The 26,076-nt window shown below is 60.6% G+C and carries 22 protein-coding genes and 2 pseudogenes; 11 read left to right on the forward strand and 13 right to left on the reverse strand.

Annotated features, from left to right (window positions below; genetic code table 11):
* Positions 1-87 precede the first annotated feature (87 nt).
* From ACA073_RS20565 to ACA073_RS20580, 4 genes are all read left to right on the forward strand, one after another.
* Positions 88-1,611 (forward strand): fumarate hydratase, encoded by a 1,524-nt coding sequence (locus ACA073_RS20565; protein WP_497399075.1) that lies wholly within the window; start codon positions 88-90, stop codon positions 1,609-1,611.
* Between the two features lie 231 nt (positions 1,612-1,842).
* The gene (locus tag ACA073_RS20570) at positions 1,843-3,609 is read left to right on the forward strand and encodes a sensor histidine kinase (RefSeq protein ID WP_497399077.1); all 1,767 of its coding nucleotides are present in this window, start codon (positions 1,843-1,845) and stop codon (positions 3,607-3,609) included.
* On the forward strand, positions 3,603-4,937 hold the full coding sequence (locus ACA073_RS20575; protein ID WP_497399079.1) for a sigma-54-dependent transcriptional regulator: 1,335 nt from the start codon (positions 3,603-3,605) through the stop codon (positions 4,935-4,937). The genes ACA073_RS20570 and ACA073_RS20575 overlap by 7 nt, the downstream gene beginning before the upstream one ends.
* A gap of 504 nt (positions 4,938-5,441) precedes the next feature.
* The gene (locus tag ACA073_RS20580; protein WP_131063246.1) at positions 5,442-6,761 is read left to right on the forward strand and encodes an MFS transporter; all 1,320 of its coding nucleotides are present in this window, start codon (positions 5,442-5,444) and stop codon (positions 6,759-6,761) included.
* 57 nt (positions 6,762-6,818) lie between these two features.
* On the opposite strand, the gene ACA073_RS20585 is transcribed toward ACA073_RS20580, so the two are convergent.
* Entirely contained in the window at positions 6,819-8,201 is a 1,383-nt protein-coding gene (locus ACA073_RS20585) for an IS4 family transposase (RefSeq protein ID WP_497404122.1), read from the reverse strand.
* 319 nt (positions 8,202-8,520) lie between these two features.
* Here ACA073_RS20585 and ACA073_RS20590 point away from each other — a divergent pair, with 319 nt between their 5' ends.
* Positions 8,521-9,150 (forward strand): flavin reductase family protein, encoded by a 630-nt coding sequence (locus ACA073_RS20590; RefSeq protein ID WP_497399081.1) that lies wholly within the window; start codon positions 8,521-8,523, stop codon positions 9,148-9,150.
* Here the strand turns inward: ACA073_RS20590 and ACA073_RS20595 are convergent, their stop codons facing one another.
* Together ACA073_RS20595 and ACA073_RS20600 are read right to left on the reverse strand one after the other, a co-directional pair.
* Complete coding sequence (locus tag ACA073_RS20595) at positions 9,151-9,381, reverse strand: hypothetical protein (RefSeq protein WP_497399083.1); 231 nt, start codon at positions 9,379-9,381, stop codon at positions 9,151-9,153.
* A gap of 41 nt (positions 9,382-9,422) precedes the next feature.
* A complete protein-coding gene (locus tag ACA073_RS20600) occupies positions 9,423-9,776 on the reverse strand; it encodes a putative quinol monooxygenase (RefSeq protein WP_497399085.1) in 354 nt (117 codons plus the stop codon).
* Positions 9,777-10,110: 334 nt separating this feature from the next.
* Here ACA073_RS20600 and ACA073_RS20605 point away from each other — a divergent pair, with 334 nt between their 5' ends.
* Complete coding sequence (locus ACA073_RS20605; protein WP_497399087.1) at positions 10,111-11,040, forward strand: AraC family transcriptional regulator; 930 nt, start codon at positions 10,111-10,113, stop codon at positions 11,038-11,040.
* 132 nt (positions 11,041-11,172) lie between these two features.
* On the opposite strand, the gene ACA073_RS20610 is transcribed toward ACA073_RS20605, so the two are convergent.
* The 6 genes from ACA073_RS20610 to ACA073_RS20635 form a co-directional block, all read right to left on the reverse strand.
* Positions 11,173-12,228 (reverse strand): ABC transporter ATP-binding protein, encoded by a 1,056-nt coding sequence (locus tag ACA073_RS20610; protein ID WP_497399088.1) that lies wholly within the window; start codon positions 12,226-12,228, stop codon positions 11,173-11,175.
* Positions 12,229-12,246: 18 nt separating this feature from the next.
* Positions 12,247-13,095, reverse strand: coding sequence for an ABC transporter permease (locus ACA073_RS20615; protein ID WP_497399090.1), 849 nt, complete (start codon positions 13,093-13,095; stop codon positions 12,247-12,249).
* Positions 13,092-14,000 (reverse strand): ABC transporter permease, encoded by a 909-nt coding sequence (locus ACA073_RS20620; protein ID WP_497399092.1) that lies wholly within the window; start codon positions 13,998-14,000, stop codon positions 13,092-13,094. Before ACA073_RS20620 ends, ACA073_RS20615 begins: the two co-directional genes overlap by 4 nt.
* Before the next feature lie 191 nt (positions 14,001-14,191).
* Entirely contained in the window at positions 14,192-15,295 is a 1,104-nt protein-coding gene (locus ACA073_RS20625; RefSeq protein WP_497399094.1) for an extracellular solute-binding protein, read from the reverse strand.
* A gap of 216 nt (positions 15,296-15,511) precedes the next feature.
* Positions 15,512-16,960 (reverse strand): aldehyde dehydrogenase family protein, encoded by a 1,449-nt coding sequence (locus tag ACA073_RS20630; protein WP_497399096.1) that lies wholly within the window; start codon positions 16,958-16,960, stop codon positions 15,512-15,514.
* Positions 16,957-18,594, reverse strand: a complete 1,638-nt coding sequence (locus tag ACA073_RS20635) for a 5-guanidino-2-oxopentanoate decarboxylase (protein ID WP_497399098.1) — start codon at positions 18,592-18,594, stop codon at positions 16,957-16,959. Before ACA073_RS20635 ends, ACA073_RS20630 begins: the two co-directional genes overlap by 4 nt.
* A 160-nt stretch (positions 18,595-18,754) precedes the next feature.
* Between ACA073_RS20635 and ACA073_RS20640 the strand changes: the two genes are divergently transcribed.
* Complete coding sequence (locus tag ACA073_RS20640) at positions 18,755-19,636, forward strand: LysR substrate-binding domain-containing protein (protein WP_497399100.1); 882 nt, start codon at positions 18,755-18,757, stop codon at positions 19,634-19,636.
* Positions 19,637-19,757: 121 nt separating this feature from the next.
* Here the strand turns inward: ACA073_RS20640 and ACA073_RS20645 are convergent, their stop codons facing one another.
* The gene (locus tag ACA073_RS20645) at positions 19,758-20,372 is read right to left on the reverse strand and encodes an NAD(P)-dependent oxidoreductase (protein WP_497399102.1); all 615 of its coding nucleotides are present in this window, start codon (positions 20,370-20,372) and stop codon (positions 19,758-19,760) included.
* Between the two features lie 220 nt (positions 20,373-20,592).
* Positions 20,593-21,477 (reverse strand): MBL fold metallo-hydrolase, encoded by an 885-nt coding sequence (locus ACA073_RS20650; protein WP_497399104.1) that lies wholly within the window; start codon positions 21,475-21,477, stop codon positions 20,593-20,595.
* Between the two features lie 209 nt (positions 21,478-21,686).
* Here ACA073_RS20650 and ACA073_RS20655 point away from each other — a divergent pair, with 209 nt between their 5' ends.
* Both ACA073_RS20655 and ACA073_RS20660 read left to right on the forward strand, forming a co-directional pair.
* Entirely contained in the window at positions 21,687-22,592 is a 906-nt protein-coding gene (locus tag ACA073_RS20655; protein WP_497399106.1) for a LysR family transcriptional regulator, read from the forward strand.
* Between the two features lie 219 nt (positions 22,593-22,811).
* A complete protein-coding gene (locus ACA073_RS20660; protein ID WP_497399108.1) occupies positions 22,812-22,988 on the forward strand; it encodes a hypothetical protein in 177 nt (58 codons plus the stop codon).
* Positions 22,989-22,997: 9 nt separating this feature from the next.
* On the opposite strand, the gene ACA073_RS20665 is transcribed toward ACA073_RS20660, so the two are convergent.
* On the reverse strand, positions 22,998-23,894 hold the full coding sequence (locus tag ACA073_RS20665; protein ID WP_497399109.1) for a helix-turn-helix domain-containing protein: 897 nt from the start codon (positions 23,892-23,894) through the stop codon (positions 22,998-23,000).
* A gap of 150 nt (positions 23,895-24,044) precedes the next feature.
* Here ACA073_RS20665 and ACA073_RS20670 point away from each other — a divergent pair.
* Together ACA073_RS20670 and ACA073_RS20675 are read left to right on the forward strand one after the other, a co-directional pair.
* Positions 24,045-24,143, forward strand: a pseudogene (locus ACA073_RS20670) (hypothetical protein); the annotation flags it as partial.
* Between the two features lie 144 nt (positions 24,144-24,287).
* A complete protein-coding gene (locus tag ACA073_RS20675) occupies positions 24,288-25,805 on the forward strand; it encodes an MDR family MFS transporter (protein ID WP_497399111.1) in 1,518 nt (505 codons plus the stop codon).
* Positions 25,806-25,928: 123 nt separating this feature from the next.
* Here the strand turns inward: ACA073_RS20675 and ACA073_RS20680 are convergent.
* Positions 25,929-26,066 (reverse strand): annotated as a pseudogene (locus ACA073_RS20680) (cache domain-containing protein); the annotation flags it as partial.
* Between the last annotated feature and the right edge of the window lie 10 nt (positions 26,067-26,076).

The following is a 26,076-nucleotide window of genomic DNA, read 5'->3' on the forward strand; positions in this document are numbered from 1 at the left end:
TGCCTTGAAAGGTGCTTGCAACCGACCGATGCACCCAAGCTGCAAGCACCTTATTGAATGTTCCCGTCTTTTAGAGGAGCGCGACTCATGACCGTGATCAAGCAAGACGACCTGATTCAGAGCGTTGCCGACGCCCTGCAGTTCATTTCCTATTACCACCCCGTTGATTTCATCCAGGCGATGCACGAAGCCTACCTGCGCGAAGAATCGCCAGCGGCCCGTGATTCGATGGCGCAGATCCTGATCAACTCGCGCATGTGCGCCACCGGCCACCGCCCGATCTGCCAGGACACCGGCATCGTGACCGTGTTTGTCCGCGTGGGAATGGACGTACGTTGGGATGGCGCCACCATGGGCCTGGACGACATGATCAACGAAGGCGTGCGCCGGGCTTACAACCTGCCGGAAAACGTCCTGCGTGCCTCGATCCTCGCCGACCCGGCGGGCGCTCGTAAAAACACCAAGGACAACACCCCGGCCGTTATCCACTACTCCATCGTTCCGGGTAACACCGTGGAAGTGGACGTGGCGGCCAAGGGCGGCGGTTCCGAGAACAAGTCGAAAATGGCCATGCTCAACCCGTCCGACTCGATCGTCGACTGGGTGCTGAAGACCGTTCCGACCATGGGTGCCGGCTGGTGCCCACCGGGCATGCTCGGCATCGGCATCGGCGGCACCGCCGAGAAAGCTGCGGTGATGGCCAAGGAAGTGTTGATGGAATCCATCGACATTCACGAGCTGAAAAAACGCGGCCCGTCCAACCGTATCGAAGAGATGCGCCTGGAGCTGTTCGAGAAGGTCAACCAACTGGGCATCGGCGCTCAGGGCCTCGGTGGCCTGACCACCGTGCTCGACGTGAAGATCATGGATTACCCGACCCACGCCGCTTCGTTGCCGGTGTGCATGATCCCGAACTGCGCCGCCACCCGTCACGCGCACTTCGTGCTCGACGGTTCCGGCCCTGCCTCGCTGGAAGCGCCACCGCTGGACGCCTACCCGGAAATCGTCTGGGAAGCCGGTCCGTCGGCCCGTCGCGTCAACCTCGACACCCTGACCCCGGAAGACGTGCAGAGCTGGAAGCCGGGCGAAACCGTCCTGCTCAACGGCAAGATGCTCACCGGTCGCGACGCCGCGCACAAGCGCATGGTCGAGATGCTCAACAAGGGTGAAACCCTGCCGGTGGACCTGAAAGGTCGCTTCATCTACTACGTCGGCCCGGTTGATCCGGTGCGCGAAGAAGTCGTTGGCCCTGCCGGTCCGACCACTGCAACGCGGATGGACAAGTTCACCCGTCAGATCCTCGAGCAAACCGGCCTGCTGGGCATGATCGGCAAATCCGAACGCGGCCCGAACGCGATCGACGCGATCAAGGACCACAAGGCCGTTTACCTGATGGCGGTCGGCGGCGCGGCTTACCTGGTGGCGCAAGCGATCAAGAAATCCCGTGTCGTTGCGTTCGCTGAACTGGGCATGGAAGCGATCTACGAGTTCGACGTGAAAGACATGCCGGTCACCGTTGCCGTTGATAGCAAGGGTGAATCGGTACACATCACCGGTCCTGCCATCTGGCAGCAAAAGATCAGTGAAAGCCTGGCGGTAGAAGTGCAGTAAGCGCTTCGACTGACAAAGAAAAGGCGACAGGGTCATGCTCCTGTCGCCTTTTTTTTTGCCCGCACATCCCCCTGTAGGAGCGAGCCTGCTCGCGATGGTCGTGAACGATAACGCGCGTAATCTGAATAAACGCGGCGTTCTGGAGACCATCGCGAGCAAGCTCGCTCCTACAGGGGGCGCGGTGTGCATGGTATGGTGCGCCCCCTCCGCAAACATTGTGTAATGCCCGGCATGTCTGAGTCTTCCCGCACCCTGCGCCTGACGCTGTACACCTTTCTTATCCTCGCCGGTGCAGCCCTCGCCGCCACGCTGGCCATGCGTCAAGCCGAGCGTCAGGCCCTGGTGGAAGACGCCGCCCGTGCCAATCAGCAACTCGGGCTCTACGCCACGTCGTTGCACACCCTGATCGAACGCTACCGCGCCCTGCCCGCAGTCCTGGCGCTTGACCCCGAGTTGCGTTCAGCGCTCAACGGTCCGGTCACGCCCGACCAGCAGGACGCGTTGAACCGCAAACTGGAAAAGATCAACGGCGCCGCCCAGTCCTCGACCCTGGAACTGCTCGATCACACCGGCCTCGCCGTGGCGGCGAGCAACTGGCGTTTGCCCAGCAGTTACGTCGGCCACAACTACGGTTTTCGTCCTTACTTCAGCCAAACCCGCACCCACGGCACCGGGCGTTTTTATGCGGTGGGCGTGACCAGCGGGATTCCGGGGTACTTCCTGTCCAGCGCCGTGACCGATGACGCTGGCCGGTTTCTCGGCGCGATGGTGGTGAAGCTCGAGTTTCCCGAACTGGAACGCGAATGGCGTCAGGGCAGCGACACGCTGCTGGTCAGCGACGCACGCGGGATCATCTTCATCGCCAATCAACCGGGCTGGCGCTATCGCCTGTTGAAACCGCTGGGCGACAGCGATCACGCCGAGCTCAAGGCCACCCGCCAATACGACAAGCAACCGCTGACGCTGCTGGACTATCAATCGCTGCGCCGCTTCGACGACAACAGTGAGCTGGCGCGGGTCGATGGCCCGGACGGCAAAGCGGATTACCTGTGGGAATCCCTGCCGCTGACCGCCGAAGGCTGGACGCTGCACCTGCTGCGCCGCCCACAGGTCGCGTTCGAAGACAGTCGCAACGCCGCGCTCGCCGCTGCCGGGCTGTGGCTGACGCTGGTGTTTCTGCTGCTGTTCCTCAACCAGCGCTGGCGTCTGGCAAAAATGCGTCAGCGCAGTCGCGAAGAGCTCGAACAGCTTGTACTAGAGCGTACCCGCGATCTGCGCACGGCTCAGGACGGTCTGGTGCAATCGGCCAAACTCGCGGCCCTCGGCCAGATGTCCGCAGCGCTGGCCCATGAAATCAACCAACCGCTGACCGCGCAGCGCATGCAGCTGGCGACACTGCGACTGTTGCTCGATCACGGCCGCGTCGACGACGCCTACAAGGCATTGAAACCGGTGGATGACATTCTGACGCGCATGGCCGCCCTCACCGGCCACCTTAAAACCTTCGCCCGCAAAAGCCCCAGCGGCTTGCGCGAGCGCGTGGATTTGGCTTCGGTGGTGGACCAATCGCTGGAGCTGCTCGACACTCGCCTGCGCGATGAACAGGTCAGCACCGTGCTGCACCTGACCCGTCCGGCGTGGGTGCGGGGCGATGCGATCCGGCTGGAACAGGTGCTGATCAATTTGCTGCGCAATGCGCTGGATGCGATGCAGGATAAACCCTGTAAACGCCTGGAAATCCGCCTCCAAACCGAAGGACAGCTCTGGCGCCTGAGCGTCATCGACAACGGCGGTGGCATCGCCGAAGAAAACCTGGCGAAGGTCTTCGATCCCTTTTTCACCACCAAACCGGTGGGCGATGGCCTGGGCATCGGTCTGGCCGTATCCTTCGCCATCGTTCACGAATCGGGCGGACGCCTGAGCGCCGATAATCACGACAACGGCGCGGTGTTCACATTCACCCTGCCCATCGATCCGGAGGCGCCTGGCGCATGCTGAATTCAGTGATGGTGGTCGACGACGAAAGCAGCATCCGCAGCGCCGTCGAACAATGGCTGAGCCTGTCGGGTTTCGAGGTGCAACTGTTCAGCCGCGCCGATGAATGCCTGGCGCAGTTGCCGAAGCATTTTCCCGGCGTGATCCTCAGCGACGTGCGCATGCCCGGCATGTCCGGGCTGGAACTGCTGGCCGAAGTTCAGCGCCGCGATGCCGACTTGCCGGTGATTCTGCTGACCGGCCACGGCGACGTGCCGATGGCCGTCGATGCGATGCGCGATGGCGCTTACGATTTCCTCGAAAAACCCTTCAGCCCGGAAACTCTGCTCGGCAGCTTGCGCCGTGCGCTGGACAAACGCCGGCTGGTGCTGGAAAACCGCGCCTTGCACGAGCAGGCCGACAACCGCGCCAAACTCGACGCGACATTGCTCGGCGTGTCCCGTGGTTTGCAGACACTGCGTCGGCAAGTGCTGGACCTGGCGGCGTTGCCGGTCAACGTATTGATCCGCGGTGAAACCGGTAGCGGCAAGGAGCTGGTTGCCCGTTGCCTGCATGACTTCGGTCCGCGCGCCGACAAGCCGTTTGTCGCGCTCAACTGCGCGGCGATTCCCGAGCAATTGTTCGAGGCCGAGCTGTTCGGCCACGAGAGCGGTGCGTTCACCGGCGCTCAGGGCAAACGCATCGGCAAGCTTGAATACGCCGATGGCGGCACGCTGTTTCTCGATGAAATCGAAAGCATGCCGCTGGCCCAGCAAGTGAAATTGCTGCGGGTGTTGCAGGAACAGAAGCTTGAGCGGTTGGGTTCCAATCAGAGCATTCGCGTGGATCTGCGGATCATCGCTGCGACCAAACCGGACTTGCTGGACGAGGCGCGGGCCGGGCGTTTTCGCGAGGATCTGGCCTATCGGCTGAACGTCGCCGAGTTGCGGTTGCCGCCGTTGCGTGAGCGCCGTGAAGATATTCCGTTGTTGTTCGAGTCGTTTGCGCAAAACGCTGCCGAACGATTGGGGCGCACATTCCCGCCACTGAGCGGCCCGCAGTTGAGCCATTTGCTGAGCCACGACTGGCCGGGCAATGTGCGCGAACTGGCAAACGTGGCCGAACGTCAGGTGCTGGGGCTGGGCGAACCTGCGCCCGAGGGCGTCGATCCCGGGCAATCGCTGGCGGCGCAGCAGGAAGCGTTTGAAGCGCATTGCCTGCGCGCGGCGTTGACCCGGCACAAGGGCGATGTGAAAGCGGTGCTTGAAGAGCTGCAACTGCCGCGTCGCACGTTCAATGAAAAGATGCAGCGGCATGGGTTGACCCGTGAGATGTTTCTGCAAGACAGCTGATTTTTGTGTGTCTGATCCGGCCCCTTCGCGAGCAAGCCCGCTCCCACAATGGATCGGTGTACACAGTTCAAATGTGGCAGATGTTTTTGCAGGAAAGCTGATTTTTGTAGTGTTTGATCGGGCCTCTTCGCGAGCAAGCCCGCTCCCACAATGGTTCGGTGTACACAGTTCAAATGTGGGAGATGTTTTTGCAGGAAAGCTGATTTTTGTAGTGTTTGATCGGGCCCCTTCGCGAGCAAGCCCGCTCCCACAATGGTTCGGTGTACACAGTTCAAATGTGGGAGCGGGCTTGCTCGCGAAGAGGCCGGCACAGACGACACAAACCCATGAGCCAAATAAGCGAATTTCCGCTCACACCCACTTTCCAATAAGCGGATTTCCGCTCATGAAATCCTGCCACCCCCTCTAAACCGGCCCTCCTTCGATTGGCACACCTCCTGCTATAGCCCCAGCAGGCTGCGTTTTAACGCGCTCCACAAAAACAATTAAACGAAGGATCCTTCAATGGATAACTCCAACGCCCTGCCCCTTGGGTCGGCTGCCGTGCCGGCCAAAGAAAGAACCACCGCCAGTCGCATCAAATCGATTTTCAGCGGCTCGGTCGGCAACATGGTCGAGTGGTACGACTGGTACGTCTACGCCGCCTTCTCCCTGTACTTCGCCAAGGCCTTCTTCCCCAAAGGCGACACCACCGCACAACTGCTGAACACCGCCGCGATCTTCGCCGTGGGCTTCCTGATGCGCCCGATCGGTGGCTGGCTGATGGGCCTGTACGCCGATAAGGCCGGTCGCAAGAAAGCACTAATGGCTTCGGTGTACCTGATGTGTTTCGGCTCGCTGCTGATTGCCCTGAGCCCCGGTTATGAAACCATTGGCATTGGCGCACCGATCCTGCTGATTTTCGCCCGCCTGCTGCAAGGCCTGTCGGTCGGCGGCGAGTACGGCACCTCGGCGACCTACCTCAGCGAGATGGCGACCAAGGAACGTCGCGGTTTCTACTCCAGCTTCCAGTACGTGACCCTGATCTCCGGCCAGCTCATCGCGTTGGCGGTGTTGATCGTGTTGCAACAAGTGCTGACCACCGAAGAGCTGTATGCCTGGGGCTGGCGTATCCCGTTCGCCATCGGCGCGCTGTGTGCCGTGGTCGCGCTCTACCTGCGTCGCGGCATGGAAGAAACCGAGTCGTTCACCAAGAAAGAGAAGGCCAAGGAAAGCGCGATGCGCACCTTGATGCGCCATCCGAAGGAACTGATGACCGTGGTCGGCCTGACCATGGGCGGCACCCTGGCGTTCTACACCTACACCACGTACATGCAGAAATACCTGGTGAACACCGTCGGCATGAGCATCTCCGACTCCACCACCATTTCCGCGGCCACGCTGTTCCTGTTCATGTGCCTGCAACCGATCATCGGCGGGCTGTCGGACAAGGTCGGTCGTCGGCCGATCCTGATTGCCTTCGGCATCCTCGGCACGCTGTTCACCGTGCCGATCCTGACCACCCTGCACACCATCCAGTCGTGGTGGGGCGCGTTCTTCCTGATCATGGCGGCGCTGATCATCGTCAGCGGCTACACCTCGATCAACGCGGTGGTGAAAGCCGAACTGTTCCCGACCGAGATTCGCGCGCTGGGCGTTGGTCTGCCGTACGCGCTGACCGTGTCGATCTTCGGCGGTACTGCTGAATACATCGCGCTGTGGTTCAAGAGCATCGGCATGGAAACCGGTTACTACTGGTATGTCACCGCGTGCATCGCGGTGTCGTTGCTGGTGTACATCACCATGAAAGACACCCGCAAGCATTCGCGGATCGAGACGGACTGAGTTCGCCAGCGCAACAAAAAATGGGGCAGACCTTAACGGGTCTGCCCCGAATGGCACTTACTTAACGTGTTTCGGATGACCATTCGCCCGAACCTCTGCCCTTGCCAGCGAACGTGGCTTGGTCAGCAAAGGGTAGGCTTGGGGTCGTCGTTTAACAGCACGCGGCTCGATGCGGCCCGGGCGATTTCCAACGCGTCGTTGGGCGATCAATTCCAGCAATGTTAAAAAATTGTCTCTTCCGGGATCGCCGTATTGCCTCAGTGCCAGCCAAAGCTGGAGGCTGTGCTTGAAGCTCAGCTCTCGTGGCAAACAGTCTGCCAGTGCGGCCGACTGCGCCATGATCATTCGAATCAGGTTGTGCGCCAGTAAATAAACCCACAGCTCCTTGATAGCCATATCCGGCGTCTTGCAGCTCAGCTTCCCCAAGCCCAGCGTCGCTTTGAGATTGCGTAAGTCCAGCTCCACATGCCAGCGGTTCTTGTACAGCGACTTGAGCGCCGTCTTCGGTACCTGCCTGGGGCACCTCAGGGTGGTAACCAAGGTTTTGCCATCCACTCTAAGTTCCCGAACCTGCAATCGCTCCGGGGCCTGTTCAAAATACCGCTGGCTCATCCACACAGGTCGTCGCGCAGGTTTTTGATATTCGATCAGGTGATCTTCTGTGCCCAAACTTTGGCCCAGTCGAAAGTCAGTACTGCGCCGACGTATACCGTATTGTTCAAACACACCGTCCACGCCTCTGCGCTGTAATTCGCAAAGCAGAAAATAAGTGGCGTAATAGGCATCGCCCAAAAGGATATCGCCTGTTTTCAGCGTATCCAGCATCGACCTGAGGAGCGTCTGCTCATCCCCGCCCTTGCCTTGGAAACGGCCCACGGCAGCATTTAAGACAGCGCCACTGGACAAACAAACGATACCGACCATTCGAGACAGTGGAAAACCAAGACCGACTTTCTGACCACGAGATTGAGGGTAGGCGGCCTGGTTTGCCGCCGTGTCGGGCATGCTGATCGTAGTGCCATCCACCAGTCGTACCGGCCTGTCCAGCCAGCGCCAGGATGTCGGGGCATGATCGCTGATCAACGCGCCCGTGTGATGGAGCAATGTAGAGACCATTTCGACAGGCAGTCGTTTTCTGGCTTTGCAATAGGCCCCGGTCCTGGTACTGCTAGGGCTCAAGCCTCCACAGACGCGTTTTATTGAAAAATCATTGACGACATTCTGACAGGAGCGGTCAGCCCCCATCGCCTGGGCGAGAAACATGGAAAGCGTTTCGGTCGGCGGAAACAACCGCTCCCGATGCTCGGGCAGTGAGGACTCTACAACGGGCAATAGCTGCGGGGCCGTGAGCAAATCGAAGAATGCGTAGGCGTCGGCGTTGGAGGCGTGCTGACGCAGGCGATGTTGTTGATGCTGAACAATTTGGCGTCTACGATTCATCTGGGCTGTGTCCTTGGTTTTCGGCGTGTGTTCGCAACTATCACCGTAGACCAAGGCCAGCCTTCTCCAATTTCACAGCGTAAATGACGTTGCCGGCAGCTAAGTAAGTGCCATTCGGGTCTGCCCCTTTTTCGTTCTGTGGACACAAATCCTGTGGGAGCGGGCTTGCTCGCGAAAGCGGATTAACATTCGATAAATGCGTTGCCTGACACACCGCCTTCGCGAGCAAGCCCGCTCCCACAGTTGAACCGCATCGCTGGAAATTATCCGCTCGTCCTTGCACCATGTCCGCGTCCCGAAAATCCCAGGAATTTACGCTATGCCCGACGACATCCACTACTACGAACCCGCCAACGGCCACGGCCTGCCGCATGACCCCTTCAACGCCATCGTCGGCCCGCGCCCCATCGGCTGGATTTCTTCGCAGGATGCCAACGGCCGCCTGAACCTGGCGCCGTACAGCTTCTTCAACGCGTTCAACTACATTCCGCCGATCATTGGATTTTCCAGCGTCGGACGCAAAGACAGCCTGAACAACATCGAACAAACCGGCGAGTTCGCCTGGAACCTGGCGACCCGGCCGCTGGCCGAGCAGATGAACCAGAGCTGCGCCATGGTCGGGCCGGAGGTCAACGAGTTCGAGTTGTCGGGGCTGACGCCCGTCGCGTCGAAAATCATTCAGGTGCCACGCGTCGCCGAAAGCCCGGTGTCCTTCGAGTGCAAGGTCACGCAGATCATTCAGTTGCAGCGGGCCGACGGCAACGTGGTGCCGAGCTGGCTGATTCTCGGCGAAGTGGTGGCCGTGCACATTGCCAAGTGGCTGTTGAAAGACGGGGTGTACGACACCGCCGCGGCAGAACCGATTCTGCGCGGCGGCGGGCCAGCGGACTACTTTCAGCTGGGCCCGGAGGCATTGTTCAAGATGTTCCGCCCGGGAGCGGTCAAGTAATTACCAGAGCAGGTCGGTTTCTTCTTTGACGTCTTTAAGGCGGGTCAGCTCTTTGGCGGCAGCCAGATCGGCCTCATTGGCAGTCTTGAAGATTTGCCCTGCAAGGACTTTGTGAAAGCGTGGCGCCCCTGAACCACCCAGGGCTTTGACGGCAATCGCGGCGTGGTAACCGCCCTCGCCCGGTACTACAGCGGAAACAGCTTCGAAATGTTCAAAGGCTTTGCGTGCCATGTCGCGGATCCTGGCTGATTGAGAATTGCGCCATTAAACCCTCAACCTGCCATTTTGTGTACCCAGGACTGGGACTGCCCCGTCGCCTGAGCTGCCGACACTTCCTTGAAGGTATGAAAATCCAGGCTGTTGACCACCAGCTCCTGCACCAGCTCGGCGAAAACCTCCATCGCTGGCGTGCTGAAATAGGCAGTCATGGCTTGCTGATGAGTCCAGAAACCGGACACCAGCCACAGCTCGGGATCGCATTGCGAATGCTGCAGGGAAAAATTCAGGCAGCCAGGCGCGGTGCGCGACGGTTCGATCAAGGCGCTCAGGCGCGCACCGAGTTCCGCCGAACGCCCGGCGCGGGCGCGGACAAAGGCCATATGACTGACGGGGATCTGCGTAGACATGTTCAACCCTCCCAGATACTCGAGTGGCAGCCGTGGGACGGGCTGCGACAGGATCCAAGGTTAAGCGCCCGCACGCCGCCCCGTTAGTCGATTCCTGCCGGCTTGTTGCACAATCCTGCGAGGCTGCATTTCGCACCTGTAACAATGTGTAAAACTTGTCACGGGGCTGAAACACAAGGTTCGAGCAAGTTTTCCCTACGCTAAACAGCCAGAGCCACCCGCCTCTGCAACCCCGTGCAGAATCAGGCAAGCTTTTCGCAGGATGTGTCTACCGCTGTGCCTTGCACAAATTTAAGCTCAGCTCATTCCCACTGCTTCACCGAGGATGCCCTGCATGTCGTCGCTCGATCACTTTCAAGCCCCGCTGGACGCCGACATGGAGAAACAACGCGCGGAACTGGCGGCCATCATCCGCCGCAACACCACGGAGGATGGCAATTATGCGACCGCCGTCGACTCGCTGTTCCTGGGTAAACACAGCCAGTCCCATGACTTCGCCCCGGTGCTGGCGCAACCGGCGTTGTGCATCATGGCGCAGGGGCGCAAAGAGGTCAGGCTGGCCGACGAATACTTCAATTACGATCCGCTGAATTACCTGGTGGTGTCGGTCTCCATGCCCCTGAGCGGGCGAATAGTGAACGTCACGTCTGAAGAACCGATCCTCGCGGTACGGCTGGACATCGACCCGGCGGAAATCACCGCGCTGATCGCCGACGCCGGCCCGCTCGGCGTACCGACCCGCCCTACCGGTCGCGGCTTGTATGTCGAACGGATCGACACGGCGATGCTCGACGCAGTGCTGCGTCTGGCGCGATTACTGGACACACCGAAAGACATCGCCATGCTCGCACCGTTGATTCGGCGGGAGATTCTCTATCGGTTGCTGCGCAGTCAGCAGGGCTATCGGCTGTATGAAATTGCCATCGCCAACAGCCAGAGCCACCGCATCAGCCAGGCGATCAAATGGCTCAACGGCAATTATGAGCAGCCGTTGCGCATTGATGATTTGGCGAAGGAAGTGAATTTAAGCGTGTCGACGTTGCATCACCGGTTCAAGGCGATGACGGCGATGAGTCCGTTGCAGTATCAGAAGCAGTTGCGCTTGCAGGAAGCCCGGCGGTTGATGCTGGCGGAAGGGCTGGAAGCGTCGGCGGCGGGGTATCGGGTGGGGTATGAAAGCCCGTCGCAGTTCAGCCGGGAGTACAGCCGGTTGTTCGGGGCGCCGCCGTTAAGGGATTTGGCGCGGTTGCGGTTGACGGTCTAGCTGAGATTTATAGTGTTTGTGCCGGCCTCTTCGCGAGCAAGCCCGCTCCCACAATGGTCCGGTGTACACAGTTCAAAATGTGGGAGCGGGCTTGCTCGCGAAGAGGCCAGTCAGGCCAACATCAAATCCGGATCAAGCGCCGAGAACCCGGCATGCCTCAGCCGGAAGGGTCACGGAAACCGGGTTGCCAATGCTCAACCCAAACCCCTGACACGGCGTGCTCAACGCCGTAAACGACACGCCCGAACACTCCACGGTCGTCTCGATCGTCGCACCGATATCACGCACGAACGTCACCTTGCCCAGCAACCGGTTCCCCGCCGTCGCCTGCGGGTGCGACAGTTGCAGGTCTTCAGGGCGGATCAGCATTTTCACCTTCTCGCCGGCCACGATGCTGCTGCAGATCGGCACTTCCAGCGCATCGCCGCCGGGCAAGCCCACCTTGCCGTTACCCAGCGCCGTGGCCGGGAAGATGTTGCCCGAGCCGATGAAATCCGCGACGAATTCGTTCGCCGGATGACGATAAATCTCGATCGGCGTGCCGACCTGCTGCACGCGATGCTCACCCAGCACGACAACGATATCGGCCATGGTCATGGCTTCACGCTGGTCGTGGGTCACCATGATGGTGGTGATGTTCAAGCGCTGTTGCAGTTGACGGATTTCCACCTGCATCGACTCGCGCAGCTTGGCATCCAGCGCCGACAGCGGTTCGTCCAGCAGAAGGATTTTCGGGTGGTTGGCAATCGCTCGGGCAATCGCCACGCGCTGACGTTGGCCGCCCGACAGTTTCGCCACCGGGCGATCAATCATTTCCTTTAACTGAATCAGTTCCAGCAACTCCACCACCCGCGCCTGCTGATCAGCCTTGCTGACCCCGCGCAGTTTCAGCGGATAGGCGATGTTCTCCCCCACGGTCATGTGCGGGAACAGCGCCAGGGATTGAAACACCATGCCGAAATTGCGCTGATGCGCCGGCGTGTGGCCGATGTCTTCACCGTCCAGGCGAATCTCGCCGCCGGTCAGGGTTTCGAGCCCGGCGATCATCCGCAGCAGCGTGGTTTTTCCACAGCCCGAAGGGCCGAGGAAACACACCAGCTTGCCTTCCGGCAAATGCAGGTTTACATCTTTTACCGCGCAGGCCGAGCCGTAATGTTTCTCGACGTTTTCCAGAATCAGACCAGACATGTGAATCACCTCAAGAAATCAGAACGAAACGCCACCTTCACCGACCAGCTTCTCCAGCGCCCAGATCAGGACGAAGTCGATCAGCACGATCAGCACGGCAAACGAAAATACGGTGGGGTCGAGCGACGACACGGTGCGGCTGTACATCCAGATCGGCACGGTCATCACGTCGATGGTGTAGAGGAAATAGGTCACGGTGAATTCGTTGAACGAGACGATGAACGCGAGCAGCATTCCCGCCAGAATCCCCGACTTCATCAGCGGCACCACCACATCGACAATCGCCCGCAACGGTGAGGCGCCGAGCATTTGCGCGGCCTCTTCGACTTCGCTGCCGATGGAGAGCATGGCCGCCGTGCAGTTTTTCACCACGAACGGCAAGGCCAGAATCACGTGGGCAATCACCAACCGCGAGGTGGTCATCTGGAACGGCAGGCTGTCGAACACCAGCAGCAACGCCAGGCCCAACACCACCATCGGAAACACCAAGGGTAGCGACATCAATTGCAACGCCACGGCTTTGCCGCGGAACTCGCAACGGGTCAGCGCGTAGGCCGCCGGCACGGCGATGATCGTGGCGAAGACCATGGTCAGGCACGCGACCATCAGGCTGGTGGACATGGCTTTGCCGAGGCTCAGCACATCGCTGGAATCCGGTGACACGAAGGTGTGCCAGGCGGCCTTGTACCATTGCAGGCTGTAGCTGCTCGGCGGGAAGTCGAGGTTCGACGCACCGCTGAACGACATGACGATCATGGTCAGGATCGGCAGTACCGCCAGCAGCAGAATGAAGCCCGAGAGGATGCCGGCAAATTTGCCGGTATCGCCCGGCAACAGTGAGTGACGCTTCTTGATCACAGCGCTCATTGCGAAGCCTCCAGCATGCGCCGACGACGGCCGGTGACGTATTCGGACAAGGTCATGATGGCGAGCGTGGTGACGATCAGCACCACACCGGCGGCGGATGCGGCGGGCCAGTTCATCAGCGGGGCAATCTGGTCATGGACCATCACCGCCAGCATCGGCACGCGCCGGCCACCGAGCAGCAAAGGCACCACGAAACTGCTGGCGTTGTAGGCGAAAACCAACGTCGCGCCGGTAATGATCCCCGGAAAACTCATCGGCAACACCACTTGGCGAAACACCTGCAAGCGACTGGCGCCGAGGGTGGCGGCGGCCTCTTCGTACGTACGGGCGACGCCGCGCATGGCGCTGGCAATCGGCAATACGGCCAACGGGAACGCGGTTTGCACCAGGCCCATCAACACGCCGTTCTGGTTGTACAGCAGCATGATCGGTCGCTTGATCAGGCCCAGGCCCATCAGTGCCTGATTGAGCATTCCGCCCGGGCCGAGAATCACCAGCCAGCCGTAGCTTTGCAGCAGCAGGTTGACCAGCAATGGCAACAGCACCGCGGCGAGGAAGATCCGGCGCACAAACGGCGAAGTCAGGCGCGACATGGTGTAGGCCACCGGGATCGCCAGCACCACGGCGATCACCGCGCTGATCAGCGCCAGGCGCAGGGTCAGCAGCAAAGATTTGAGGTAATACGGTTCTAGCAGCTGGGCGTAGCTGGCCAGGCTGAACCCGGTCCATTCCGCGCCTTTGGTGCCCACGCTCATGCGCAGCACCAGCAGGCTGGCGGCGATCAGCACGCCCAGAAACAGCATCGACGGCGAAAGGAAAAACCAGGCGCGCGTCGTCGGCGAAACACCCCGGTTGGCGCGCGCGGGAGCCGCGGCGACCGGATGGGTCAGAGGTTGGTGTTCCATAGCAAGGGTCTCGTCAATGGAAAGCAGCTGGCAAACACAGCCTTCGAAATCACCGTAAACCCTGTGGGAGCGGGCTTGCTCGCGAAAGCGGTGTGTCAGTCACATCAATGCTGGATGTGCCTACGCATTCGCGAGCAAGCCCGCTCCCACATTTGATTTGTGGTGTTCTCGGGACTGTGTTCGCCACTCGATCAGGAAGAAAAGATTTCCGTGTAACGACGAATCCATTGGTCATGCACGGTGGCCAGGAAGGCGTTGTCGTGCATGATTGCTTTCTCGGCGATCTGATCCGGCGTGAGGATGTACGGGCTCTTGCGCGCTTCGGCGGAGATGATCGCCTTGGCGTTGACGGGGCCGTTGTAGATATCCTCAGCCATCTTGCCCTGCACCAGCGGGTCCAGAGAGTGGTTGATGAACGCGTAGGTCAGGTCGGTATCGCCCGGGCGATTCTTCGGCATCACCGAGAGCATCAGGTCGGTGTAGAAACCTTCCTTCATGCCAAACGTGGCGCCCAGACCGTAGGCTGGATCGCGGATCTGTTTCGGGAAGAACGCCGGTGCGTACAGGCCGCCCATGTCCAGGGAACCGGTGCGGAACAGCTCGGCGATCTGGTTCGGGTTTTCACCCAGGGTCACCACACGACTCTTCAGCTCGGCGAGTTTCTTGAAGCCAGGCTCGATGTTGTGCTCGTCACCACCGGCCAGTTTGGCGGCGATGATGATCAGGTCCATGGCCTCGGTCCAGTTCGGCGGCGGCAGGAAGATGTTCGGCGACAGGTCCGCGTCCCACAGGGCGGCGTAACTGTTCGGCGCTTCCTTGATGCTGCGGGTGCTGTAGACCAGGCTGTTGCACCAGAGCAGGTAACCGATCCCGTGGCCATTGGCGCCGGTGCGGTATTTCTCCGGCACATCGACCAGGTTGGGAATGCGGTTGAGGTCGGGTTTTTCCAGCAGGTTGGCGGCGGCCAGACCTTCGGCGCCGACGCCGGCCAGGGTGATGATGTCGTATTGCGGACGATCACCGCCGGCCTTGAGTTTGGCGACCATTTCCGAGGTACTGCCGGTTCGGTCAGCGATGACCTTGCAGCCGTACTTGTCTTCGAAAGTTGCCGCGATGTTGCGCAGCGCTGCCAGCCCGGTGTCATCGGACCAGGTCAGCAAACGCAGGGTTTTACCCTGGAAACGGGTGTCGCTGGCATTGGCCTTGACGAAGGGCAAGCTCATGGCCGCCGCTGCCACCGAGGCTACGCCCACGGTTTTTATGAATTGACGTCTGTTCAGATCGTGCTCGCCCATTACGGACTCCCTTTGTTTTTTTAAGTATGAGGTTGGTCGCAACCGTTGCATCCGCGCGGCCAGATCTGCGTAAGCCCCCGTATTCAAAGGGCTTGAGCTGAGCCGGCGGTTCATCCTGAGGTCGTGCAAAACACCTGACTATCGATAAATATTCATTGAAGCCATGACGCCAGCGCATGCCTCATCGCGAGGCACACGCTCACCTTTTTCGTGCCGTCAGACGGCGCGAATCACGTGTTTGATTTCCTGGAAAGCCTGCAAGCCCCACGGCCCCAATTCGCGGCCGAAGCTGCTCTGCTTGTAGCCACCCCAGGCGGTCTGGGGGAAGATCACTTGCGGCGCGTTGATCCACACAAGCCCCGCCTGCAAAGCGTTGGCGACCCGATCGGCCGCCTCGGCGTCGCGCGTGACGACGCTGGCTACCAGACCGAACTGGCTGTCGTTGGCCAGGGCAATCGCCTCGGCTTCAGAGGTAAAACTGCGCACGCAGATCACCGGGCCGAAAATCTCTTCACACCACAACGCACTGTCGAGGGGCACTTCGGTGAAAATCGTCGGCTGCAAAAAATAACCGCGCGGCAAATCTGCAGGACGATTGCCGCCGCAAATCAACTTGGCGCCCGCACTCAAACCACGATCGATGTGGCCGAGCACGCGCTGGTATTGCGCCTGATTGACCAGCGCGCCCATTTCCACATTCGGGTCGAACGGGTCGGCCACGCGAATGGCTTCGGCGCGCGCCTTCAGGCGCAGGAGGAATTCGTCGGCCAGTTCATCGGCGACCAGCACGCGGCTGGTGGCGGAACACATTTGCCCGGCGTTGAAGAAACCACCGCCACAGGCCACTTCCACGGCCAGTTCGATGTCGGCATCGGCCAGCACCAGCAGCGAGGATTTACCACCGAGTTCCAGGCTCACGCCCTTCACGGTTTCGGCGGCACGCTGCATCACTTGCACACCGACCGCGTTGCTGCCGGTGAAGGAAATCTTGGCGATTCGCGGGTCCGCCGAGAGCGGCGCGCCTACCGCCAGACCGGTGCCACAGACCACGTTGAACACGCCCTTCGGCAACCCGGCCTCAGCGATGATCGCCGCCAGTTCCAGCTCCGGCAGTGGCGTCACTTCGGAAGGCTTGAGTACCACGCAGCAACCGGCGGCCAGGGCCGGGGCGAGTTTCCAGGCGGTGGTGACCATCGGGAAATTCCACGGCACGATCAGGCCGACCACACCGCACGGCTCACGGCGCACACGGGCGCTGAAGTCGTCGGTGGGCAGTTCGACGTTGCTGTCCTGTTTCGCGTCGAGGCCTTCGGCCAGACCGGCGTAGTACTCGAAGGTAGCAATCACGTCATCGACGTCGATGGCGGCTTCGAACAGTGGCTTGCCGTTGTTGCTCGACTGCAACTGCATCAACTGCTCGCGACCGGCCTGCACCCCTGCGGCGATGTTGCGCAGGATCGCGCCACGCTCGGCGCCGGTGGTTTGCGACCAGGCCTTGAAGGCTGCGGTCGCCGCATTCACGGCTTGCTCGACGGCGCTTGCATCACCGCCATTCACGGTGGTCAGCAGCGCTTCGGTGGCCGGGTTGATCACGCGCAGATGTTCGCTGCCAGCCGACCATTTTCCGTCAATGAACAGACCATCGAGCGTGGTGGGGAAAGTCATTTCGACACCGCCTTCATCCACTGGGTCTGGTCGATTTCAATCAGGGTCGGACCCTGGCGATCGGTGGCGGCGCGCAGCGCACTGCGCAACTGATCAACACCGTCGACCGCTTCAGCCGCGCAGCCCAGCGCTTTGGCGACACCGATGAAGTCCGGGGTGTAGATGTCCACGCCGACCGGTTCGATGGCGCGGTTGACCATGTATTTCTTGATCTCTTCGTAGCCCTGGTTATTCCACAGCAGGACGATCACCGGAGTGCGCGCTTCAACGGCGCTGGCCAGTTCCGGCAGGGTGAATTGCAGGCCGCCGTCGCCGATCAGGCACACCACCGGAGGACGCGCGCCGCTTTCAACGCTACCGCCAAGCCAGGCGCCAATCGCTGCCGGCAAGGCGTAGCCGAGGGTGCCGTAACCCGTGGACGAGTTGAACCAGCGGCGCGGACGCTCCGGGTTGAAAGTCAGGTTGCCGGTGTACACCGGTTGGGTCGAATCGCCGACGAATACCGCATCCGGCAATTCGTGCAGGACGGTTTCGAGGAAGCGGGTCTGGGCCAGTGTCGGCGCGTCCCAAGTGGCGGCGAGGTCTTCGCGCAGACGCGCAGCGCGGACCTGGCCCCAATCGTTGCGGCGCTCGGCCAGCGACTTGTGCGACAACGCGCTGAGCAAGGCTTGGGCAGCGTTGCGCGAGTCGGCCACCAGGGCAATTTTCGGCGGGTAGTTGCGCACGGTCTGGTCCGGGTCGATGTCCACGCGCAGCAGCACGCCGGGAATCTCGAAACCGCCGGCGAAAGTGACGTCGTAATCGGTCTCGGCCAGTTCGGTGCCGATCGCCAGCACTACGTCGGCCTCCGCTACCAGCGCGCGGGTCGCGACCAGGCTTTGGGTCGAGCCGATCAGCAGCGGATGGTTGGATTCGAGCATGCCTTTGGCGTTGATGGTCAGGGCCACCGGCGCGTCGAGCAATTCGGCCAGTTCAGTCAATTCAGGGGCAGCATCGATGGCACCGCCACCGGCAAGAATCAGCGGGCGCTTGGCACCGGCGAGCAGGTCGGTCATGCGGCTGATCGCGCTCGGCGAAGCACCGGCGCGGTCGATGTTGACCGGCAGGCTGCTGAGCAGGTCATCGGCTTCTTCGACGAGGACGTCCAGCGGAATTTCGATGTGCACCGGACGTGGACGACCGGCCTGGAACAGGGCGAAGGCGCGAGCCAATACGCCCGGCAACTCGGACGCCGACATCAGGGTGTGGGAGAACGCTGCCACGCCGCCGACCAATGCGCTCTGGTTCGGCAGTTCGTGGAGCTTGCCGCGACCGCCGCCCAACTGGCTGCGCGATTGCACGCTGGAGATCACCAGCATCGGGATCGAATCGGCATAGGCCTGGCCCATGGCGGTGGTGATGTTGGTCATGCCCGGGCCGGTGATGATGAAGCACACACCCGGTTTGCCGCTGGTGCGTGCATAACCGTCGGCCATGAAACCGGCGCCCTGTTCGTGACGCGGAGTAACGTGGTTGATGCTCGAACGGGCCAACCCGCGATACAGCTCCACGGTGTGAACCCCGGGAATGCCGAACACCTGCTCAACCCCGTAATCTTCGAGTAACTTGACCAATACTTCGCCGCACGTCGCCATGTCTTTTGCCCTTTTTGTTCGTTTGAGACGCCGGGCCTGCGCAGTGTTTATGATGAGTGGGCAGGTCCAGGGATGGCCTCATTGGAACGGGCGACACGTAGCCGCAACAATGGATAAAAAGTCATACTAGCCATGTCCTCACGTCATACCTTGGATCCCAATGAAACGATTGCCTCCCCTGCCGGCGCTGCACACTTTTCTGATCACCGCGCAGTGCTGCAACTTCACCCGCGCGGCCGAACAGCTGTTCATCACCCAGGGCGCGGTGAGTCGGCAGATCGCCGGGCTGGAAGAGCATCTCGGTTATGAGCTGTTCATTCGCCAGGCCCGAGGCCTGGACCTGACGGCCGAAGGACGGGAGTGGCTGCCACGGGTGCAGCAGATTTTCGGCTTGATCGACGAGGCGGTGGAACAGATCGGCGAGAAGCGCGAAACCCTGCAACTCAAGGCGCCGACCTGTGTGATGCGCTGGTTGTTGCCGCGTCTTTTGCAGTGGCAACGGGAGCGTCCGGACGTGCCGGTGGAGCTGACCACCACGGTCAAGCACGGCGTGGATTTCCATCGTGAGCAGTTCGATGCGGCGGTGATGTATGGCGCGCCGCCGGACAGTACGCTGACGTCTTATCTGCTGTTCGATGAGCAACTGACGCCCGTGTGTTCACGACCGATGCTGGAAGGCCCGACGGCACTGCAGACACCGGCGGATCTGCAACAGCACTTGCTGCTGCACCCGACAAGGGATGAGCGCGACTGGAATGCCTGGTTGAAAGCGGCAAACCTTCAATTGAGCAACGTCAGCAAAGGCCAGCATTTCGAAACGCTGGACCTGGCGATGTCGATGGCGTCTCAAGGGACGGGCATCGCGATTGGGGACTGGTCGTTGATTGGCGACGATCTCAGCGCCGGGCGGCTGGTCATGCCGTTTGAATTGAAGGTGAAGACGGGGTTGGCGTATTACCTGGTGTCCCCGGAGAAACCCGGGCCTTCGCCGAAATTGCGCGAGTTGATGGGGTGGTTGGTGGAGCAGGCTCAAAGCCGCTGAAAAGCTGAAAAGCTTCGCGAGCAAGCCCGCTCCCACATTGGATCTGCTGTGACACAGAAATGTGAACACCTCAGATCAATTGTGGGAGCGGGCTTGCTCGCGAATGGTATACGCCGCGCTATCAATACCCGACAGTAAACCGCTGGCGGGAGTGCTTCGGCATCTCCACTTCATCCAGCAGCGCAATCGCATAATCGGCGAAGGTAATCCAGCTCCGCCCTGCACTGCTCACCAGCAAATCATCCTTGCCAATCCGAAACGCTCCCGTGCGCTCGCCTTCGACAAACTCCGCCGACGGTGACAGAAAAGCCCAGTCCAGATCCTTTTCCTGACGCAGGTTTTCCAGAAACAAAGCACCCGCGCCCGCTTCGGTTTTGTACTCCTGCGGAAAGCCCTCGCTGTCGACAACGCGAGTACCGTCCGGCAACAACAGCGAACCGGCACCACCCACCACCAACAAGCGTTTCACGCCGGCCTGTTTCACCGGCCCGATGACGGCGCTGGCAGGAAGGGTCGCGAAGTGCGCGGCGCTGATCACCACATCATGACCCGCGATCGCCACTTGCAACGCTTGGGCATCGAGGGCATCGACACGCTTGCTGACCACCCCGGCACGCTGGCCGATCTTCGATGTATCGCGGGCGATGGCGGTAACGCTGTGACCGCGACGCAGGGCTTCTTCCAACAGTTGGCTGCCGGCACGACCGCTGGCACCGATGATTGCGATGTTGCTCATGACGTTCTCCAGTTGGCTGTATCTGTGAAAAAAAGTAGTGCGAAAACGTTTCCTTGTGGCGAGGGGATTTATCCCCGTTGGACTGCGCAGCAGTCCCGAGCTTTTAAAGTTCGGTTGCATCAGTGGCGTTCTCTGACGACTGCTTCGCAGCCGAACGGGGATAAATCCCCTCACCACAGACAAGCTCTATAGCCACAGATAATCCCACGGTCACATAAACTCATTCACCCCACTTCATCTCGCCCTTCGCGACTTTCGCGCTCAGTTCCAGCGAGCTTTCTTCGCCCAGTGTCGGGTAGCGTTTTTTCATGGCGACGATCAGCGCAGCAGCGTCTTTGGCCTTGGCGGTTTCCTGGTCGAAAGCCTTGATGTATTCGGCGGTGAACTGCACAGCCGCGAGGGAGCGCGCGCTCTTGCCGAGGTAATGACCCGGCACGAGGGTGTTCGGTTTCAGGGTTTCGATGGCGTGCAGCGTAGCCAGCCAGTCGGTGTGGGATTGCGCGGTTTGGGTGTCGGCCATCCACACGTGAATGTTTTCCGCGACGACCACGCCACCGACCACTGCCTTGATCGACGGGATCCACACAAATGTGCGATCCGGTTGCTTGCCCTCAAGCCCCACCACCTGCAACTTCTGCCCTTCGAGCATCAGGCTGTCGCCCTTGAGCACGCCCGGCACGATGGTTCTGGCCGGCACATCGGCGCCCATTTTCGGGCCCCAGAACGCCAGTTTGCCGTCGACGGTTTTCTTGATGTGATCCACCGTCGGTTGCGAGGCGAGCACTTTGGCGTTGGGGAATGCAGCGGTCAGGGTGTCGAGGCCGAAGTAGTAATCCGGGTCACCGTGGCTGATGTAAATGGTGGTCAGTTGCTTGCCACTGGCGCGGATTTTTTCCACCACCTGCTCGGCCTGGGATTTGCCGAACTGCGCGTCCACCAGAATCGCGTCTTTCTCGCCGCTGACCAACACCGAGGTCACCGGGAAGATTGCCTTGTCGCCCGGGTTGTAGACATCCAGCGTCAACGTCGAGGCCGCCGCGTGAGCCGCGAAACCGAGGGTGGCCGTGGCCAGCAAAATGCGCTTGAGGGAAGTGAAACCGATCATCTGTTGCTCCGTTGGTAGTCGACGCCTTTTGTAGGAGCGAGCTTGCTCGCGATGGACTTCAACACACCGCGTTTAACCGGTGAGCACGCGTAATCGTTAACGTCCATCGCGAGCAAGCTCGCTCCTACAGTTGGACAGAGCTTAGTTGCCTTATTCATTACAAAAAATGCGATGCTGGAACATAGTTTGTTTCTGAAAGCGGGCAAATCATGGATCGTCTACAAGCAATGCGGGTGTTCGTCACGGTGGTCGACCTCGGCAGCCAGTCGGCCGCCGCCGATCACCTGGAGCTGTCACGGCCGGTGGTTTCGCGGTATCTGGCGGAGTTGGAAGACTGGGTCGGCGCACGCCTGATGCACCGCACCACGCGCAAGTTGAGCCTGACTGCCGCCGGCAGCGAGATCCTGCCACGGTGTCGGCAGATGCTCGACCTGTCTTCGGACATGCAGGCCGCCGTCAGCGAACCCGACGATGCACCGCGCGGCCTGCTGCGGATCAGCGTCAGCACCTCGTTCGGCCAGGCGCAATTGGCGGATGCCATGGCCGCCTACGTCAAACGTTACCCCCACGTCAGCATCGACCTGCAGATGCTCGACCGTACGGTAAACCTGGTGGATGAGCGCATTGATCTGGCGATTCGAACCAGCAATGACCTGGACCCGAACCTGATTGCGCGGCGGCTGACGGTCTGCCGCTCGGTGGTCTGCGCCGCCCCCGCTTACCTGCAAGAGCATCCGGCACCGACGCAGGTCGAAGACCTGAGCCAGCACAACTGCCTGACCCATTCCTATTTCGGCAAAAGCCTGTGGCATTTCGAGCAGGACGGCGAACCGGTCTCGGTGCCGGTGCAGGGCAACATCAGCGCCAATGAAGCCAGTACGCTGCTGCGCGCGACGATGGCCGGCGCCGGGGTGGCGATGCTGCCGAGTTATCAGGCGGGTGTGCATATCCACAGCGGCGAACTGATCCGCCTGTTGCCCCAGGCCGAACCGCGCCAGATGAACATCTACGCGGTGTACGCCTCCCGCAAACACATGCCCGCGGCGCTGCGTACCCTGCTGGACTTTCTGGTGGTGAGATTTCCGGAAGAGCCGGAATGGGATATCGGCCTGTAACCGGATCCCTTTGTGGGAGCGGGCTTGCTCGCGAAGGCGGTGGATCATTCAACACAGATAGCGACTGACCCACCGCCTTCGCGAGCAAGCCCGCTCCCACAGGGGGATATCAGTGTTCTGAATGTCGGGTTACATGCGCAGGACGCGTGACTGGCAACTCACCGCCGCTGACCTATGCTGAAAGTAGTACCGAAAGGTATTCGTTCAGAGGTCAACGCCATGAACATCAAAACAAGAAGATACCTCGCGATTTTCATCACCTGCGCGGCCTCGCTGGCGTTGTATGGCACGGCGGCCTGGCGCGTCGAGCAGTTACGGCAACTGCCCCGTGAATACGCGAGCTGTAACTTCGAGCGTTGCATCCCCCACAACGCGACCCTCAACGCCCTTCGGTAACGAAGGGGATCAGGCCTCGTTGTCCTGATCGGCCTTCAAGCGGTCGCGAAAAGCCTTGGGCGAGATCCCCACCCGGCGTCGGAACAGGCGCGTGAAGTTGGTCGGATCGGAAAACCCCAACACGTCGGACATTTCGTAAATGGTCATGCTGGTGTAGGTCAGCAAGCGCTTGGCCTCCAGCAATTGCCGCTCGTGCATGATCTGCAACGCCGGTTGTCCCGCCAGCTCACGGCAGGTGCCGTTGAGGTGCGACACCGAAATCCCCAGTCGATGCGCCAGGTCCTCGACCTTGACGTGCTGACGATAAGTCTCTTCCACCAGCTGGATAAAGCCGTTGAGGTACTCCCGGGCGCGTTGCGGACGCTGACTGGCGGAGCGACGCTGAAGCGCCTGACGACTGACCCATACCATGATCACGCTGACGAGCGAATGCATGTGCATTTCCCGGGCCGGTTGATGGCCGGTGTATTCGTTTTGCAAAGCCGAAAACAGACTGTTGAGGTACTCACCGTCATTGCCGGCCAGATAACTGTCGGCCTGGGCCAGAGCATTCACCGAGTTGCCCAGTTGCGCCTGAAGATGGGCGATCAGCGGCGCGGCCAGGGTCACGACAAACCCTTCGACATCCTCGGAAAAACGATAACCGTGCACCGATAACGGCGGTAAAACCAGGATGGCCGGTTCGCTCAGCTGCGTACGTTTACCTTCGATTTCAAGCTCTGCCTGACCTTTGAATACGAACAGCAACTGGCACAAATCAGCGTGGCGATGGGGTTTGATTTCCCATTGGTGCTCGCGGCTGCGTTTGGAGATGGTTTCGCAATGCAACAAGTCCGGAGTCGGCCAGTCCAGGCTTTCACCGTAGAGCTTGAATACCGGTATCGAAGGCAGGTCAGGCTTGTTCATAACGTCAATCCAGGCCTCGGGAGGTAGCGGGCGATAATCGCACCGATTGGCAGAATGTACAGCGATCGGCTCAGTTTTCACCTTCAATTGACAGACCCGCAAGTGAAAAATGCAAGCACTCGATCCATAAAATAATCACCGACCCTCGTCTGGTCCGATCATCGCTTCTGGGATGAGCTCAAATCCCGGCTGCCGACTGCGCTGGCCGAGTCGCCGGTGACCGGGCCTTCCATCGAAAGAAGCATCGCTCTGAAGCGGGTCGAAAAACCATTGCGGAAAATTACGTCGGGCTTCCTTATGAGGCTATCGAATAGCTTCCTACCGACTTACACTGGCGAGCATCCCCGCTCGCCCTCAGCTCTTGCGGGACCCTCACTGCCCGCAGGTTCTCCCGTGACCAATCTCAACCAGCCTGAAACGCCCAAACCGGCCATTCGCAGCGTGCTGATCGCCCTGATGCTGGCGATTTTTCTCGGCGCGCTGGACCAGACCATCGTCGCCGTATCGATGCCGGCCATTTCCGCGCAGTTCAAGGATGTCAGCCTGCTGGCCTGGGTGATTTCCGGCTACATGGTGGCGATGACCGTGGCGGTGCCGATCTACGGCAAACTGGGCGACCTGTACGGTCGGCGCAAGTTGATGCTGTTCGGCATGGGGCTGTTCACGATGGCGTCGTTCTTCTGCGGCATGGCGCAAAGCATGGAGCAGCTGGTGCTGGCGCGGATTGTTCAGGGCATTGGTGCCGGCGGGATGATTTCGGTCAGCCAGGCGATCATCGGCGACATCGTGCCGCCTCGCGAACGCGGTCGCTATCAAGGTTATTTCAGCAGCATGTACGCGGTGGCCAGCGTGGCCGGCCCGGTGCTCGGCGGTTACATGACCGAATACCTGTCGTGGCGCTGGGTGTTCCTGATCAACCTGCCACTGGGTCTGGGCGCGTGGCTGGTGGCCAATCGCACGCTGGTGGGGCTGCCCGTGCCGCAGCGCAAGCCGATCATCGATTACCTCGGCACGCTGCTGATGATCATCGGTCTGACGGCCTTGTTGCTCGGCATTACCCAGGTCGGCCAGGGCCATTCGTGGCGTAGCGCGCAGGTGTTGGGTTTGCTGGGTTGTGCGGTGGTTGTCCTGGCGTTGTTCGTCCGGCATGAACGCAGTGCGCGGGAGCCGTTGCTGCCCATGCACCTGTTCGCCAACCGCAATGCGATCCTGTGCTGGTGCACGATTTTCTTCACCAGTTTCCAGGCGATCTCGCTGATTGTGCTGATGCCGTTGCGCTTCCAGAGTGTGACGGGCGCCGGAGCTGACAGTGCCGCGCTGCACCTGTTGCCACTGGCTATAGGTTTGCCGATCGGTGCGTATTTCGCCGGGCGCCGGACCTCGGTGACCGGGCGCTACAAGCCGATGATCCTCACCGGCGCCATCCTGATGCCGCTCTCGATTCTCGGCATGGCGTTCAGCCCGCCCCAGGCGCTGGTGCTCAGCAGTCTGTTCATGGTGCTCAGCGGGATTGCCTCTGGCATGCAGTTCCCGACGTCATTGGTCGGGACGCAGAACTCGGTGGAACAACGGGACATCGGCGTGGCGACCAGCACCACCAACCTGTTCCGCTCCTTGGGCGGCGCGGTGGGTGTGGCGTTGATGTCGGCGCTGTTGCTGGCATTGCTGCAAGACTCGAGTTTCGCCCACCTGGCCGGCTCGACGCTGATTGCCGAGGGCAGCTCGGGGAATGTCTTGCTGGACGGTTTGAACGCCGCAGCGGGGGATGCGCAAGACGCCTTGCGCGCAGAATTGCAGCTGACCTTCCGGCATTTGTTGATGGTGAGTGCGGCGGTGTCGTTGCTGGGGTTGGCGGCGGCGATTGCGATGCCGAACCGGGTGTTGCGGGGGCGGGAGGACAAGGTTCGGTAGGCGGACCGAGTCGTCTGCATTCGCGAGCAAGCCCGCTCCCACAGTTGACCGCGTACTCTGGAACAACTCGGTCCAATGTGGGAGCGGGCTTGCTCGCGAATGCGGTCTGTCAGCCACCACCACTCAAGGGCTGTAATACCCCACAGCCACCAAAAAATGTCCAACCTTTTTCAGGTACGCGTGCTTGTCCTCGACCTTCCCGGTCACCGGATTTTTCCACCGATATTCGTATTCGCCATCATCCTGTTCTGCCATCAACGCCCTTCTTATA

Source organism: Pseudomonas sp. LBUM1670, assembly GCF_059695695.1.